The sequence below is a fragment of the Myxococcus sp. CA033 genome, from assembly GCF_013336625.1.
In the GTDB taxonomy this organism is placed as follows: domain Bacteria; phylum Myxococcota; class Myxococcia; order Myxococcales; family Myxococcaceae; genus Myxococcus; species Myxococcus llanfairpwllgwyngyllgogerychwyrndrobwllllantysiliogogogochensis.
Genome location: NZ_JABUMU010000001.1, coordinates 922168 through 937673, shown reverse-complemented (window position 1 = coordinate 937673; position 15506 = coordinate 922168). Strand labels below are relative to the sequence as shown.

The window sequence follows — 15506 nt, the reverse complement described above, 5'->3', positions numbered from 1 at the left end:
GTCCTCCCCGGCACACCGTCAGGGCCTCCGTCCCCATGTGGGCGGGGGCCCTTCGTGTTTCTAGCGGCCGTCGCCGGTGCCCGCCTTGGGCGGAAGCGTGGGGCCCTGCTGCGTCCCCTGCGGCGCGGTGAACTCCTCCAGCCCCGGAGGCGGCGCGGGCTGGGTGAATCCCTCCAGGCCGGGCGCCGCGGGGAGGATGCTGTCCTCCACGCCCTCCAGGTTCAGCCGGATGGGCACCTGGAGCGTGGTGCCCAGGCGCAACAGCAGCACGTCCGGTTCGATGCCCTTCTCGCCAATGGCCTCGGCCACCTCGCGCGAGGACAGCGCGTTGCCCTTCGCCCACAGCGCCTTGAGGAACTCACCCGACTGCGGCGCGTGCCACCACGCGGGACCGAAGCGCGCCTTGAGCTGCGCCTGGAGCTGGCCCGCGAGGAACCACGCGCGGAAGCTGTCCGCGGACTGGAAGAAGTCCTCCTGGTCCACCAGGTAGCGCGCGGTGTCCTCATCCGTCATCGGGATGTCGTCGGTGCGCGACATGACCTGGCGGTACAGCTCCTTCGGGTCCACCTCCACGCGCCGGTGCAGCTCCAACTGGTACAGGAGCCGGCCCGCGGCGTGGCGGATGAGGTACAGCTTGTGCGCGCTGGAGGCCGCCAGGTACTGCGAGCGCTGGTCTCCACTGACGCCCGCGTGCTCCTCCAGCCACACCGGGTCCTCCAGCAGGTCCTCGAAGAGCGACGAGTACGCCTCGCCCACCGTGGGGTTGCCCAGCCGCGCCAGCTCGAAGCGCGTCTCCTTCGTGAAGGCCGAGTGCAGCGCGTGCCCGAACTCATGCAGCACGCGCGCCTGATGCAACACGCCCGAGCCCGGCTTGAAGGACAGCCGCACATCGTCCGGCACGCGCACCGCCAACGCCAGCGGCCGGGTGTTCTTGCGCGGCAACTCCCGCGCGTCGATTTGAACGTTCTTCAGCTCGGCCAGGTCCAGGCCCATCCCCGACAATGTGCCGTGCGCCTTGAGCAGGGACTCCCCTTTCGGGAAGGCGTCCTCCACCTCGCGCGAGCGGAACAGCCGGGGGATGTCCGCGCGGGTGATGTCCTTGAAGGGCACTCCCAGCTCACGCTGCGCGAGCCGCTCCATCACCAACCGGTACGGCGCCTGCGTGGCCTGGAGAATCTCCTCCGCCAGCACGCTCAACTTGCCCAGGTCCGCCTGCCGCAGCTCGCTGCCGAAGGCCTCGTACGAGGGGAAGCCCAGCTCCTTCACCAGCTCCTCGGCGCGCTCCTCCTTGCGGCGCAGCGTCTGGTTGAGTCGCTCCAGCGGAGGCGTCGCCGCCGTGTACAGCGCCTTGCGCCGCGCCGCGCTCCGCTCGTTGGCGAGCAGCCGCTCCAAATCCCGGTAGCGCAGCTCCTTGCCGTCGACGGTGAAGGTGAGTGACGCCTCCAGGTTGGCGGACGCGTCGTTGTACTCGGCCAGCGCGTGCGACAGGTACTCGCCGGCGAAGTGCGAGTGCAGCGCGGTGAGGGCGCGCACCTCGCGCGCGTCCTGCGTGAGTTGCCGCAGCCGGTCCACCTTGCGGATGTTGTCGAGCGTGAAGAGGTCCTCCTGGCCCGCGTACGTCCCGGAGACGTCCACGTGGCGGCCCTCCGTCCAGAACACCCAGACGAGCCGGTGCTGCGCCTCCAGCAACGTCTCCGCTCGCGAGGCCAGCGCGCGCACATCCGTCGTCAGGCGCTGCTCCTCCGTGGGAGGCTGCCGGGAGTCGGCGGGGGGCCCCTTGGGGCAGGCGCTGAGGCAGAGGGCAACAGCGAGGAGGAGGGGAATCCTTGGGTGCATGTCGGGCCTCATGTTACTTCCGACAGGCCCATGCCCAACCTTTCTCAATGGCGGGCCGCCCGGGGACGCCAGGCCCTCTACTCCGCCCTTCGACGTTTCTTCGTCGCCCAGGGGTATCTGGAGGTGGAGACGCCGGTGCTCATCCCCACGCCGGGAATGGAGCCGCACATCAACGCCTTCGAGGCGGGCTTCATCCCCGAGACGGACGTCGGCACCGCGCGCACCCTCTATCTGCACACCAGCCCCGAATACGCGATGAAGCGTCTGCTCGCCGACGGGGCCGGCCCTCTCTTCCAGCTGTGCAAGGTGTTCCGGAACGGCGAGGTCTCCGCCACGCACAATCCGGAATTCACGATGCTGGAGTTCTACCGGCCCCAGGCGGACTACCACGCCATCATGGCGGACCTGGAAGGCGCGCTCGCCGAAGCGGGGCGCTCCACCACGGAAGGTGAGCCCGGCGCCGACCCGGCCTTCTTCACGCGCACGCCCTACGAGCGCCTGACGGTGCGCGACGCCGTGTTCAAGGCGACGGGCGTGGACATCCGCGTGCACTCGGACGGGCCCTCGCTCAAGCGGGCCGCCGAGGCCGCTGGCGTGCGGACGGGCGACGCGGAGAGCTTCGATGACGTCTTCTTCCACCTCTTCCTGCAACGCGTGGAACTCGGGCTGGGCCATGAGCGGCCCACGTTCCTCATCGAGTACCCGGCGTCCATGGCGGCGCTCTCTCGCCTGAAGCCCGGGGACGCCTCGGTGGCGGAGCGGGTGGAGCTGTACGCGAAGGGCCTGGAGCTCGCGAACGGGTTTTCCGAGCTGACGGACGCAGCCGAGCAGCGGGCGAGGTTGCTCGAGGAACAGGACCTCAGGCGCAAGCTGGGGCGTTCCGTGTATCCTTTGGACGAACGGTTCCTTGACGCAGTAGGTCGAATGCCGCCCTCGGCGGGAATCGCCGTGGGGCTCGACAGAATCCTGATGCTGCTGCTCGGGGTCCAGCGCATCTCGGACGTGCTCCTGTTCCCCGCCCACGAGTTCGTGTGATTCGAGACATCGTCCGGACGGCGTTCGCGGGTGTTTCAGCAGTGGGCCTGACGGGGGTGTTCTCCTCGGTCATCTCCGCGTTGTCGGTGGGAGGCGCGCACCGGGAGGCGGACAAGGCCCTGAGGGTCTGGGCGCGGGGCGTGCTGGCGTCGGCGGGTGTGCGTCACGAGGCGGTGGGGCTGGAGCACATTCCCACGGAGGGCCACGTCGTCTTCGTGTGCAACCACCAGTCGCACTACGACGCGCCGCTGAACATGGCGTACGTGGAGACGCACACGCGCTTCGTGGCGAAGGCGGAGCTGTTCAAGATTCCGGTGTTCGGCGCGGCGCTGCGGCGGGCGGGCAACATCCCCGTGGCGCGCAGCGGCGGCAGTGAGGACCGGGCCCGGTTGGAGGAGGCGGTGACGGCGCTGCGCGAGCGGGTGAGCGTGCTCTTCTACGCCGAGGGCACTCGCAGCGAGGACGGACGGCTGCGGCCGTTCAAGAAGGGGGCCGCGACGCTCGCCATCCAGGCGGGCGTGCCGGTGGTGCCCATGGCGGTGTCGGGGACGCGGCTCATCCTTCCCAAGGGAGGACGGGCGGTGCAGTGGGGCCAGCGCGTGGCGCTGGTGGTGGGCAAGCCCATCCCCACGCAGGGCCTGACGATTGAAGACCGCGACGCGCTCACGGGCGAGCTGGAAGACGCGGTCGCGCAACTCTACTCCGAGGCGTGCAGGCGCTCGGGAGACGTACCCACATGAAGAAGTCAGCACCTCAGAAGTCGTTCGCGGCTCATCCCTGGCACGGCATCACCCCCGGGAACGAGTCTCCTGAAATCGTCACCGCCTATATCGAAATCGTCCCCACGGACGCGGTGAAGTACGAGATGGACAAGGAGTCAGGCATCTTGAAGCTGGACCGGCCGCAGCGGTTCAGCAGCCAGTGCCCGACGCTGTACGGCTTCATTCCCCAGACGTACTGCGACGAGCTGGTGGCGAAGCGCTGCGCCGAGCGCACGGGCGTGAAGAACATCCAGGGCGATGGGGACCCCATCGACATCTGCGTGCTGACGGAGAAGGTCGTCAGCAATGGCAACCTCCTGGTGCGCGCGGTGCCCATCGGCGGCTTCCGGATGATCGACGGCAACGAGGCGGACGACAAAATCATCGCGGTGCTCGAGTCCGACCTGGTCTACGGAGAGCTGCAGCACATCGCCCAGCTCCCGCGTCCGCTGTTGGACCGTCTCAAGCACTACTTCCTCACCTACAAGCAGATTCCCGGTGAGGGAAAGCGCAGCGTCGAAATCGCGGAGGTCTACGACAGGCCGGAGGCGATGGAGGTCATCCGCCGGAGCATGAAGGACTATGACCGTGTCTACGGTCAGTCCCCTTCGACGCCGGTGCGCAGCCGCACGCGTCGCCCCGCTCGGAAGTCCCGCGCGTCCTGACGTCGAAGCCACGCGCGGAAGCGGGAGTGAGTCCCGCTCCGCGTCGTCGGGCCTCGCCGCTCAGGGCTGGTTCGGGTCCGTGCCGATGCCCTTGAACGGGTTGAAGGTGTACGTCGTGGAGAACTGCGACGCCGGGCTGAAGTACCAGGCCGCGAGCTTCGCCGGATCATTCGCGATTTCGCCTCGGAGGATGGGACCGTCGTTCTGGTCATCCCAGCCCCAGGGCGAGTTGGCGGAGTTCGAGCCGCAGTTGCCCGCCACGAGTCCGCAGCCGCCGCTGGTGTCTCCCCGGAACGTCCCGTACGAGGAGAACAGCGTGGTGAGCTCCCGCCTCGGCCAGAGCCCCTCCGCGCCGTAGATGTCCACGAGCTTGTAGCGCACGTCGGAGTCCGTGGCGGACGAGGGCTGCTCGGCGAGCGAGAGGGACGGGAAGTACTTCACGCCGTCACCGACGATGTCGTACGCGGGCCACGCCTTGAGGCCATGGCCCTTGGCCTCCTGCGCGGTGATGGGGTGGAGCTGTCCCTCGAACGAGGCCAGCGACAGCGTGCCGTCGAGCGACTCCGAGCCCGAGCCGAGCGGACTGCCCGAGGGCACGAAGGAGAAGAAGTCCTTGTGCGCCACCGTCACCGCGCCGACGAGCGCGCCGTACTCGCTGCCGTCGCGCTGGATGACGAGCAGCACGCCTTCGCCGTCGTTCTCATGTTCGGTGTCGAAGATGCTGTCGGACCAGTCTCGCGGGTGGAAGAACGTGTAGAGCAGGTACCAGTGCGTGCTCGTCTCCACCACGGACTGATACGCATGCGCGGAGAGCACGCGTGAGCCCGTGTTGTCCCAGTTGTTCGTCCCGCTCCAGTCCCCGTCGAAGTCCACGCGGGTGAGGAAGTCGGACTTGCCGCTGAGCGAGTGCGAGCCCGTCACGTCCACGTCCTGGTAGTGGATGGGTGCCCACCGCTTCGTCAGCGCCGCGCGCGCCGCCGTGGAGCCCACGCCATCGAGCAGCGCCCGCCGCGCCTCTCCGAACGGGTCGTCTTCCGAAGAGCCCTCACCGCAGCCGGGCAGCAACGCGAAGGTCAACGCGACGACAGTGAGGACGAGGACATCGGAAACACGACGGAGGAGCGACGTCATGCGGGCCTGCCTTTCGGGAGGCGGACACTCCATGTCATCCAGGATGGGTTGTGAAGACTGTCTATCGTGAAGAGCGCGTTAAGCCCGAGTGACCTGGTGGTTCCAGGGGGAGGTCCGTCGGGATGCGCATGAGTTCTTGGTGGGTGGTGCCGTCGATGTTGGGGCTGTCGTCGTTCGCTGGGGCGCAGGTGCCCCAGGCAGGGGTGTCCTCGTTACCCCTGGAGCGGCGGGCGAAGTCGTATGTCGATGAGGTGAGCTATTTTCAGACGGAGGCGGAGTTCCAGGCGTGGTTCGAGCTCCGCGCTCACCTGAGGCAGAACTTCGACGACATCTGTGGCGACACGTTCTGTGAGGGGGACTACGCGAACATCGAGTCCATCGTGTTTCGCTGTTCGGTGGAGACGCGGACGGGTGTCATCGGGCAGTGCCTCTGGGTGTTCGGTGGGAGCGCCGAGAACATCGATTCGCGCACGGGAGTCATCTCCACGCAGACGCGGACATGGGCCTGCAGGAGTCCGCTGGCGCGTGGAACGACGATGGCGAAGCTGCTGACGGCGCTCGCGGGGCCGGAGCCGCTCTACGCGACGTTGCCGGGGACGAGCACGACGCTTTACGACGGCCTGGTGGACTGCCTTTAGGTCGCGCTAGCGAAGCTCGACGAGGCGCACGCGCTTGTAGATGCGCTTGTCCAGGGGCAGGCGCGTGTCGATGAAGCCGAGCGCCTCGTCGAACTCGAAGGTGAAGGTGGGGATGGGCGGGCTGATGGAGATGATCAGCTCGAACTCCCAGAGGCTGACGATGCGCTCGCGGCTCCCCACGGCTTCGGCGGGCGGCGGTGGGAGCTTCTCCGCGGCGGAGCGCACGTCCTTCACCGCCTCCTGGTCCACTTGAGGCTGGTGACTGGGCTCCACGAGCAAGACGTCGAGCAGGCGTCCCTGGCGGTCCTGGACGACGCGGATGAGGGCTCGGCGCGTGGAGCGGAAGCCTTCGCGCATCTTCTCGCGCAGCTCGCTGCGCATGCGCAGGGCCGGGTCTCCCACCGTGCTGGTCGGGCGGCGCTTGTCGTCCACGGGCTGGTTGTTCGCGACGAACGCGCCCGAGGAGCCGTAGTTGGCGGCGCGCTCGCTCCAGGCGCGGCCATAGGCGCGACTGCGCTCCATGCCCATGTCGAAGTAGCCCTGGAGGCCGTGCTCCTTCACGGAGCGGTCCGCGTCCCACAAGGCGACCAGCTTCTTGCCGAGCTGGCTGAAGTAGGGATGCACGAGCCCTCGGTCCACCTTGCCGCGCCCCACGCTCTCCGAGACGAGGTCCTCCACGAGCGCCTGGGGCGTGGGGGATTTGCGTGCGTCCCGGATTCCCACGTCGGGCGCGGCCGTGGTGTCGCTCAGTCGCATCGGCGCCGCCTGGGTCCGAGCCGCCAGGAGCAGTCGCGAGCCGGAGGACTCCGAGAGTCGCGTGGAGTCCGCGGTCCGCGCCATGCTCTCCGGTGCGAGCGCGAAATCCGTGAGGGCGGTGGAAGAGGGCGCCGCCCGCGGAACATCGTTGGCGAGGAGCGGATTGGCGCGGGGGCTGTCGCTCACGGAGCCACGTGGCGCGTGTTCCCTCGCCAGGTCCATGGGCGGCGATGTATCGGCGAGTGCGTCGCTCGGCACGCGGGGCTCGCGTTCCGGTGCCTGCTGCGCGGCGGCGGACGTGTCGGTTCGCGGGCTGCTCCGCTCATTCTCTCGAGCGAAATCAGCGGGGGATGTATCGGTCCGCGGGCTGCTCGGCTCACTCTCTTGTGCACGCTCGGCGGTGGCGGCCGTATCGGCCAGTGGTGTGGTCGAGGCGTGGGGCGTGCTCTGTCGTGCTCGTTCCGTGGCGGCGGACATCTCTGTCGCCGAGTTGCTCGGTGGAGGAGGCCCGCTCTCTTCGGCTCGCGGCGTGGAGTCGGGCGCATGGGGAAGCGTCTTGTCTCCACGTGGGCGCTCAGTGAGCGCCTGCTTGTGCGCGCTCGACGCCTTCGGGGGACGTGCCTCGCTCTCCTGTGCCGGGTTCGCCACGGCCGACGAGGTCACCTCCACCTCCACCCATTCCAGCTCGGCGGGGCGGGGGAGGGCTGCCGGTGGCCGCGTGGCTGGAGGCATTCCGTCGACGGCCAGCCACAGCAGCCCGTGCACGGCCACACTGGCCGCGAGCGCGGGGAGCAGGCGTCGGGAGGGGGCCGGCGACATGGACTCTGCTTTTAATCGAGTCGACACCGCACGCCCGGGAAAGCGAGCCAGAAGGGTAGGAAACCCATCATGGCGCGCGTAGTCTCAAGAAACACCGGAGGAAGGCACCCAGGATGGCGACCTCGCTGCTCGCGACGGATGGCTACAAGTTCAGCATGGCGGAGGCCGGCTGGCCGTTGCGCCGGGAGACGTTCTATTACTCACACCGCAAGGGCGGTCTCCAGGTCATGCCCCTGGACCTGGCCGCCTACGTGCGCTCGCTCCTCCCCGAGCCGAAGCCCGAGGACTACGACTTTCTCGCGCGCTACGACTACGAGATGGGCGTGGGCTTCAAGGCCGCCATCCTCCGCAAGGAGAAGCTCTCCATCCGCGCCATTCCGCGCGGCACGCTCTTCTTTCCGCGCGAGCCCATCCTCACCCTCACCGGCCCCTCCGCCCTGGTCTCCTGGGTGGAGCCGCTGCTGCTCCAGCTCAACTTCCGCATCCAGGTCGCCACCCAGGCCCTGATGGACCGGGATGTGCTGGCCCGCGCGCTCGCCCGCGTCACCTGCGAGGAGCAGAAGACCATCGCCCTGGAGACGCTCGACGCGGTGGGCGTCAAGCCCGTGCCCATCACCGTGGACTCGGACGGGTATGCCCAGCGCGTGCGCGCCACCGTCCAGGAACTCGTCGACGTGGTGGAGGACCCCGCGCGCATCTTCGAGGTGGGCCTGCGCGCGGCGACCTGTCTGGGGCAGCACGACATCGCCCTGCGCGCCTGCAAGGACGTGGGCGTGACGCGCACCAGCAACGTGGAGGGCGCGCGCTCGCTGGGGATGATGCCGGTGGGCACCATGGGGCATGAGCACATCCAGCGCTACGGCTCGGATGATGCCGCGTTCCGCGCCATGCGCGAGCGCCGCCCCCAGCGCTCCAGCTACCTGCTGGACACCTTCGACACGCTCACCTCGGGCATCCCCGCCGCCTTCCAGCTCATCCGCGAGGACCCGGGCTCCGGCGACTCCATCCGCTTCGACTCCGGCAACAAGAAGCTCCAGTACCTCTACGCCGTGACGCGCGCGCGCGACATGGGCATCAAGCCCGTCAACATCCTCGAGGATGGTCTGGACGCGGAGGCCACTCGCGAGTTCGAGGAGCTGCGGCGACAGGTGGGCTGGGATCCGAGCGCGCAGTTCTACGGCTACGGCGGCCACATCGTCGCGCGCACCATGGACTGCCCCTTCACGCGCGACAGGGTGGCCGCCATCTACAAGCTGTCGCAGACGGGCCCCCAGCCGGTGATGAAGTTCGGCAACGAGCTGGCCGAGGGCAAGCAGAGCATCCCCGGCACTCCCGTCCTCTTCCGCCGTCGGCATGGCTCCGGCCCCATTGGCCTCGTGGGCCAGGAAGGCGAGCCGGTGCCGGAGGGCTACTTCCCGCTCATGGAGGCCGAGCCGGAGAAGCCGTCCCTGGTGGGCGCGCTGGAGGCGAGCGCGGAGCCCGCGAAGATTGCCCAGACTCCCGCCACGAAGGCGCTCGTCGAGGAGCTGACGCGGCGTCACTTCCCCAAGGGCCGCTGATACAGGCCCACCCCTGGAGGACCGCATGTCGCTGCCCATCCCCCGCTTCCACGAGGACGCTCGCTCGGGTCAGCTCTACCTGGAGCGCACCGCCGAGGTCGCCGACGAGGCCCGACGCTATGTCGCCGAGCACGGCGTGCGCCCCGCGCGCGAGGACCGGGTGCGCATCGCCGCCTTCGGTATCGACGTGCAGGCGGCCTTCTGCACCCCCGGCGCCAGCCTCTTCGTCCCCGGCGCCGTCGAGGACACCCAGCGCACGCTGCGCTGGCTCTACTCGCACCTCAACCGGGTGACGGAGCTGGTGTTCTCGCTCGACACCCATCGCATCTTTCAAATCTTCCATCCCGCCTGGTGGAAGGACGCGGAGGGACGGCACCCCGCGCCGATGACGCAGGTGTCCGCGGCGGATGTCCGCTCCGGCCGCTGGCGGGCCACGCGCTTTCCGGAAGAGAGCCTGGAGTACTGCGAGCGCCTGGAGGCGCAGGCGCGCTACGTGCTCACCATCTGGCCGTACCATGCGCTGCTCGGGGGCCTGAGCCACGCGCTGGTGCCGGCGTTCTACGAGGCGAGCGTGTTCCACGCCCTGGCGCGGGACACGGCCACCCACTTCGAGCTGAAGGGCGAGCACCCGCTCACGGAGAACTACTCCGTGCTCATGCCCGAGGTGACGGAGGTGAAGGGGCAGCGTGTGGGCGAATTCAATACGCGCCTCTTCGAGCGGCTGATGACGTTTGATCGCCTCTACGTCTTCGGTCAGGCCAAGTCGCACTGCGTCCTGTCCACGCTGAGGGACCTCCGGGAGCACATCGAGCGGACGGACCGCTCGAAGATGGGGCGGGTCCACATCCTGGTGGACGCGATGAGCCCGGTGCCCGCGCCGCCGCTGGAGCCGCTTCCGCCCTCGCTGGACTTCCCACGAGTGGCGGACGAGGCCATCGAGGAGCTGCGGCGGGCGGGGATGCGGGTGGTGCGCACCACGGAGCCGCTGGACGTTTGAGCCGGACTTCCGGCGTGGGGCGTGCGCCGGGATTCACTCGGTGTGGTAGAATTCCGCCTCCGTCCCCGGCCTGCCGTTGATGGCTTGCCGCTGGTGAAGGGGGAGTCATGTCACGACAGAGCTCACCGGCGTTCTCGCTGAAGGTCGGCCCCCATGGCCCGGACGGGTTGGGCGTGTCGGGTGTCTCCGGCTCCGAGGGCCTCAGCCGGCTGTACGACTTCCGTGTGGACTTCTTCACGGTGGACGCCGAGCCGCTCGAAGTGGCGGAGCTCGTGGGACAGGACGCCCTGGTGACGTTCTCGGTGCGGGATTTCGCCGCCCGGCACGTTCACGGCTGGGTGCGCGAGGTGGAAGCCCTGGGGATGAAGACGGGGCGCAGGCGTTACCGGGCGCACGTGGTGCCGCGGTTGTGGCGACTGACGCAGGCCCACAAGAGCCGCATCTTCCAGGAGAAGACCGTCCCGGACATCCTCAAGGCGGTGCTGAAGGAGAACGGCATCGAGGTGCGCGCGGCCCTGTCCGCCGCCTACGCGCCGCGCGAGTACTGCGTGCAGTACCGCGAGACGGACTTCGCCTTCCTCAGTCGGCTGATGGAGTGGGAGGGCATCTTCTACTTCTTCGAGCACGCCGAGGACGGGCACACGCTGGTGCTGGGCGACAAGCCGAGCGCGCACGCGCCGCTGCCGCAGGGCAAGGCACTGCCCCTGCGTCCCAGTCTGGGCAAGGCGGTGGTGGAGGAGGAGTACCTCTCCGCGTTGGAAGTGGTGCACCGGCTGCGTCCGGGCGCCGTGCACCTGAAGGACTACGACTTCGAGAAGCCCGCGCTGGATGTCTCCGGAAAGACGGAGGCCGCGGAGGGCGTGACGGCGCTGGAGCTCTACGACTATCCCGCAGGCTACGTGACACCGGGCGTGGGCAAGTCCACGTCGAGCGTGCGCGTGGAGGAGGCCACGGTGGGAGGCCGGACGCTCGCGGGTGACAGCGTGGCGCCTCGGCTGACGCCGGGGTTCCTGCTGGAGGTGGAGCTGTCCGAGGAGGACGTCTTCGCGGGCGAGTACCTGGTCACCGACGTGGTGCACTCGGGCCTGCAGCCGGACGTCTCCGGGGGCAGCGAGTCGCTCCAGGGGCTCTATCGCAACCAGTTCCAGCTCCTGCCCAAGGCGGTGCCCTTCCGGCCGCGACGCAAGACGCCGCCGCCGCGCATCGCGGGCCTGCAGACGGCCACGGTGGTGGGGCCCTCCGGCGAGGAGATCCACACCGACGCGCATGGCCGCGTGAAGGTCCAGTTCCACTGGGACCGCGAGGGCAAGAGGGACGAGAAGGCCTCCTGCTGGGTGCGCGTGGGCCAGCCGTGGGGCGGTCCGGCCTGGGGCGACGTGTGGCTGCCGCGCATCGGTCAGGAGGTGGTGGTGCGCTTCCTGGAAGGCGACCCGGACCGACCGCTGGTGGCGGGCGCCGTCTACAACGGCTCCAACATGGCGCCGTACCCGCTGCCGGACGAGAAGACGAAGAGCACTCGCAAGAGCGCGTCGAGCCCGGGCAGCGACGGCTTCAACGAGGTGCGCGTCGAGGATTCGACGGGTGCGGAGGAGATCTTCACCCACGCGCAGAAGGACGAAGACCTGCTCACGGAGAACAACAAGGACCAGCAGGTCGGTGGGTACGAGTCGCTGCTGGTGAAGAAGGACCGCAAGCGCACGGTGGAGGGGTTCCAGTCGTTGCTGGTGAAGAAGCACGACGTGGCGATGGTGGAGGGCAACCAGTCGCTGCTGGTGGAGAAGGACCGTGAGAGCACCACGCTCGGGAGCCACGACGAGGCGGTCGACGGCAACCAGGTGATGTCGGTGGGCGGCAACCTCTTCGTGGACGTCTCCAAGGCTTCATCGGAGATGGTGGGCGCGGCGAAGGCCACCACGATTGGCGGAGCGCTGGCGGTGTCCGTCGCGCTGGCCTTGAACGAGGCGACCGGAGGTGTGAAGTCGCTTCAGGTCGGTGCCGCGCACTTCGAGAACGTCATGGGTCACCGCAGCGAGACGGTGGCGGAGAAGACGGAGCGGAAGGTCGGCACCGACTGGAAGACCGAGGTGAAGGGCGGCGCCACGGTGACGGTGGGCAAGGACCTGAAGGAAGAGGTGAAGGGCCTGTTCCAGATTGCCGTCAAGGAGGAGACGACCTTGATGGCCAAGACGTACTCGCTCAAGTCCGACAAGCTCTCCGTCATCGTCAACGGGAACCTGGCGTTGCAGGTGGAGAAGTCCGGCAACGTGAAGCTCTACGCCAAGACGCTCACGCTGGATGGCTCCGAGGTGAAGTTCAAGGGCGCCAAGGTGAAGATGGAGGCGGCGGGTTCGGCGAAGAGCGAGTCCATCAGCCTCAAGGAGATTGGAAAGCTGCCGCCGGCCGAGTCGGGCTCGATGAAAATCAAGATGAAGAGCCGGAGCGGCGGGTCCGTGGAGGGGCGCGAGTTCGAGCTCAAGTTGCCGGATGGCAGTGTCCGCAAGGGCACGCTGGACGGGCAGGGCGGCGCGAAGCTCGACAAGCTGCCGGAAGGTGAGTCCGTGCTGTCGTTCCCGAAACCGCAGGGCTGATTCGCTGGAAGGACCCAACTCGCAATGAGCACACGGCACAAGGTCAAGCAGGGGGAGTGGCTCTCGAAGATTGCTCGGCAGTATGGGTTCGCCAAGTGGCAGGAACTCTGGGACCACCCGGACAACGCGCCCCTGCGCGCGAAGCGGACGAATCCGTTCTGCCTCCAGGTGGATGACGAGGTGGTCATCCCGGAGCTGCCGGGACTCAAGGTCTCCGCGGGCTCCAGCTACAGCTTGCAGGGCGGAGACCCGCCGGACCGCATCCGGCTGGGCATGCGACGGGCGAACGCGCCGCTGGGGCTCAAGCGCTACGAGCTGAAGCTGGGCGAGAAGCTGCTGAAGGGGACGCTCACCTTCCAGGGGCTCCTGGACCAGCCGCTGCCACCGGAAGCGACGGAGGCCACGCTCAAGGTCTGGACCTCCGAGGAGCCCGAGCTGTCGTGTGAGTGGCAGTTGAAGCTGGGCCACCTGGACCCGCTGGATGCGCTCAGTGGCGTGCAGGCGCGACTGGCGAACCTGGGTTGGTACAACGGCCCCATCAACAACGAGCTGACGGAGGACACCCGCACGGCGCTGGCCAGCTTCCAGTTGGCGCTGCTCCTGACTCCCACGGGTGAGCTGAGCAAGGAGACGCTCGAGAGCCTCGCGGACCGGCACGAGCAGAACGGAGGCACGGAGGTCCTGCCGCCGTCCTTCGGGTCGGACGATGACGAGGAGGAAGTCGAGGAGGGTGGAGGCTCACCAGGTGGTGAGTCGTCGGCGGGAGCGGGAGCACCTCCGCCTCCTGCGACGGGTTCGGCGAGTGCGAGTCCGCAGGGTGGTGGTTCGAGCACGGGTGGCTCGGCGAGCGGCACGGGTGGTTCGGGCACGACGACGGCTACGACCGCGCAGAGCGGTACTGGCACGGGTGGCTCGGGCACGACGACCGCCGCGACGGGGCAGACTGGCGGAGGGACCTCGACGGGCGGCGCGGCGACGGGTGGCACGGCTGCCGCCGCCACCGCGCAGCAGAGCGCCACGGCCGTGGACACGCATCGCTACGGTGGCTTCGTCCTCCAGCGAAGGGACCGCGACGACCAGCACCGCTGGGGTGGCGCGGTACAGCCTGTCGCCCAGGGCAACAACGGCGCTCCCACCCTGGTCGCTCCCGGTACTGGCACCGTGGGCAATGCCCTCACCGCGCCCACGCACGTGCTCCGGCTCCAGCGTGACCTGCGCGAGCTGGGCTTCCTCATCGGCGGCACTCCGGACGGCGCCTTCGGACTGGGCACCGACTGGGCCGTGCGCGAGTTCCAGATCTACTCGAAGATGGAGAACGTCGCGCAGGAGGACACCGCCAACACGAGCACCAACTACGTGGAGCGGCTGTCCCAGGTGGCCAACACCCAGGTCTACCAGGGCGCGGTCAGCGGCATCGTCAACGACGACACCGAGCAGCGCATCCGTCACTGGCTCACCAATCGTTGGCGCTGCCCCGTCATCGTCCGGGCGATGAACGTGGCGAACGGCAACCCCACCACGGTCTTCCAGGACAACCTCTGGCGGCACGACGACTGCGCCAACACCGCGCCGCGCATCTACGTGCGCGACTTCACCGGCTACTACACGCTGCCCACCGGCCGGAACGAGGACGACCTGCGCGTGCTCGGCACGTACACCACCTATCCCAGCTACGGCGGGCCGGTGAGCATGCCCACCCGACACACGTGGGCGACGTCGGAGTTGCTGCCGTCCAACCTGGTGGGCGTCGCCAACTACAACTCGATGACGGCCTCCCAGCGCTCCACCTACAAAGTGGTCCGCGCCGCCGCCGAGCAGGAGAACCTGGGGTACTTCGACTCGCTCAACGCCTACGACAACGCCTTCATCTCACTGGGGCCGTGTCACTGGACGCTGGGCATCCTCTTCGCCGGCAGCGCCGAGCCCTCCGAGGGTGAGCTGTGCGGCTTCCTCGCCTACCTGCGCTCCAGCAACCAGGCCGCCTTCGAGGAGGCCATCGAGTTCTTCGGCCTGCGCATCGACGAGGACTGGGACGCGGGGGCCGGCAACGGCGCCACGCTCTACAGCAGCAGTGGCAAGAAGTACTCGGGTTGGCCCGCGCAGCAGCGCGACGACGCGACCTGGGCGCGGATGGACGAGACGGAATCGGCGGGCAACTACTACAAGACGTATCACTGGTACTACCGCTTCCAGATGGCGGGACGGACCATCGAGGGATTCCAGCGCGCCATGTGGAACGCGGCCCGCATCCGCCTGCGAGACATCCGCGACACGCCCTGGGGCACGGGTGTGGCCAACGTGGGCACCGGCGCCAACGCGCGTGCTCCGACCGTCGGCGACGTGGCGACGTCCGAGAAGCTCATGGGCATCCTGCTGCGCTGGCACATCTTCCGTCCCGGCCATGTCGCGGCGCAGAACTCCGCGGGGCAGCGGCTGCGCAATGCCTTCACGGCCGCGAAGCAGGCGAACCCCACGCTCAATTGGACCCAGGCCCCCAACCTCTGGACCAACGCTCACGAGACGGCGCTCATCACCCACATTCTCGCGGAAGCCTCCAGCGTGAATGACTCGGTGGACAACGTGGCGAACTGGCCGGGCTGGCTTGGGGGCACGGTGCAGACGACGAATCCGCGCAACTACCAGCTCGCGCTTCCCGCGGGCACCACGCTGTTGTCGACGCGCAACTCGTTCAACTTCGACGTGCCTTGAGTCGCCGGGAGG

At 68.5% G+C, this 15506-nt stretch carries 11 protein-coding genes; 8 read left to right on the top strand and 3 right to left on the bottom strand.

What is annotated here, in order from left to right:
- Nucleotides 1-60: 60 nt before the first annotated feature.
- Nucleotides 61-1836, bottom strand: coding sequence for a chromosome segregation protein SMC (locus HUA78_RS03625; protein ID WP_174453149.1), 1776 nt, complete (start codon nucleotides 1834-1836; stop codon nucleotides 61-63).
- A 30-nt stretch (nucleotides 1837-1866) separates the two neighbouring features.
- Between HUA78_RS03625 and epmA the strand changes: the two genes are divergently transcribed.
- From epmA to HUA78_RS03610, 3 genes are read left to right on the top strand one after another with little or no spacing between them, the layout of a single operon-like run.
- The gene (gene epmA / locus HUA78_RS03620) at nucleotides 1867-2871 is read left to right on the top strand and encodes an EF-P lysine aminoacylase EpmA (RefSeq protein WP_174475673.1); all 1005 of its coding nucleotides are present in this window, start codon (nucleotides 1867-1869) and stop codon (nucleotides 2869-2871) included.
- Nucleotides 2868-3611, top strand: a complete 744-nt coding sequence (locus tag HUA78_RS03615; protein ID WP_141645496.1) for a 1-acyl-sn-glycerol-3-phosphate acyltransferase — start codon at nucleotides 2868-2870, stop codon at nucleotides 3609-3611. Before epmA ends, HUA78_RS03615 begins: the two co-directional genes overlap by 4 nt.
- Nucleotides 3608-4297: an inorganic pyrophosphatase gene (locus tag HUA78_RS03610; RefSeq protein ID WP_174453152.1), complete on the top strand. Its 690-nt coding sequence runs from the start codon at nucleotides 3608-3610 to the stop codon at nucleotides 4295-4297. Before HUA78_RS03615 ends, HUA78_RS03610 begins: the two co-directional genes overlap by 4 nt.
- A gap of 60 nt (nucleotides 4298-4357) precedes the next feature.
- Here the strand turns inward: HUA78_RS03610 and HUA78_RS03605 are convergent, their stop codons facing one another.
- Nucleotides 4358-5428 carry a hypothetical protein gene (locus HUA78_RS03605; RefSeq protein ID WP_174453153.1) on the bottom strand — a complete coding sequence of 357 codons (1071 nt, stop codon included), beginning with the start codon at nucleotides 5426-5428 and terminating at the stop codon, nucleotides 4358-4360.
- A 122-nt stretch (nucleotides 5429-5550) separates the two neighbouring features.
- On the opposite strand from HUA78_RS03605, the gene HUA78_RS03600 reads away from it, so the two are divergent.
- On the top strand, nucleotides 5551-6066 hold the full coding sequence (locus tag HUA78_RS03600; RefSeq protein WP_174453154.1) for a hypothetical protein: 516 nt from the start codon (nucleotides 5551-5553) through the stop codon (nucleotides 6064-6066).
- Nucleotides 6067-6072: 6 nt separating this feature from the next.
- Here the strand turns inward: HUA78_RS03600 and HUA78_RS03595 are convergent, their stop codons facing one another.
- On the bottom strand, nucleotides 6073-7008 hold the full coding sequence (locus HUA78_RS03595; RefSeq protein ID WP_371745485.1) for a TonB C-terminal domain-containing protein: 936 nt from the start codon (nucleotides 7006-7008) through the stop codon (nucleotides 6073-6075).
- A gap of 746 nt (nucleotides 7009-7754) precedes the next feature.
- Here HUA78_RS03595 and HUA78_RS03590 point away from each other — a divergent pair.
- The 4 genes from HUA78_RS03590 to HUA78_RS03575 all read left to right on the top strand — a co-directional run bounded on the left by HUA78_RS03590 (nucleotide 7755) and on the right by HUA78_RS03575 (nucleotide 15494).
- Nucleotides 7755-9200 carry a nicotinate phosphoribosyltransferase gene (locus HUA78_RS03590; RefSeq protein ID WP_141645492.1) on the top strand — a complete coding sequence of 482 codons (1446 nt, stop codon included), beginning with the start codon at nucleotides 7755-7757 and terminating at the stop codon, nucleotides 9198-9200.
- Between the two features lie 25 nt (nucleotides 9201-9225).
- The gene (locus HUA78_RS03585; protein ID WP_174475672.1) at nucleotides 9226-10197 is read left to right on the top strand and encodes a nicotinamidase; all 972 of its coding nucleotides are present in this window, start codon (nucleotides 9226-9228) and stop codon (nucleotides 10195-10197) included.
- A 107-nt stretch (nucleotides 10198-10304) separates the two neighbouring features.
- Nucleotides 10305-12785 (top strand): type VI secretion system tip protein VgrG, encoded by a 2481-nt coding sequence (tssI, locus tag HUA78_RS03580; protein ID WP_174475671.1) that lies wholly within the window; start codon nucleotides 10305-10307, stop codon nucleotides 12783-12785.
- 24 nt (nucleotides 12786-12809) lie between these two features.
- Nucleotides 12810-15494, top strand: coding sequence for a peptidoglycan-binding protein (locus HUA78_RS03575; protein ID WP_174475670.1), 2685 nt, complete (start codon nucleotides 12810-12812; stop codon nucleotides 15492-15494).
- The last annotated feature ends 12 nt before the right edge of the window (nucleotides 15495-15506 follow it).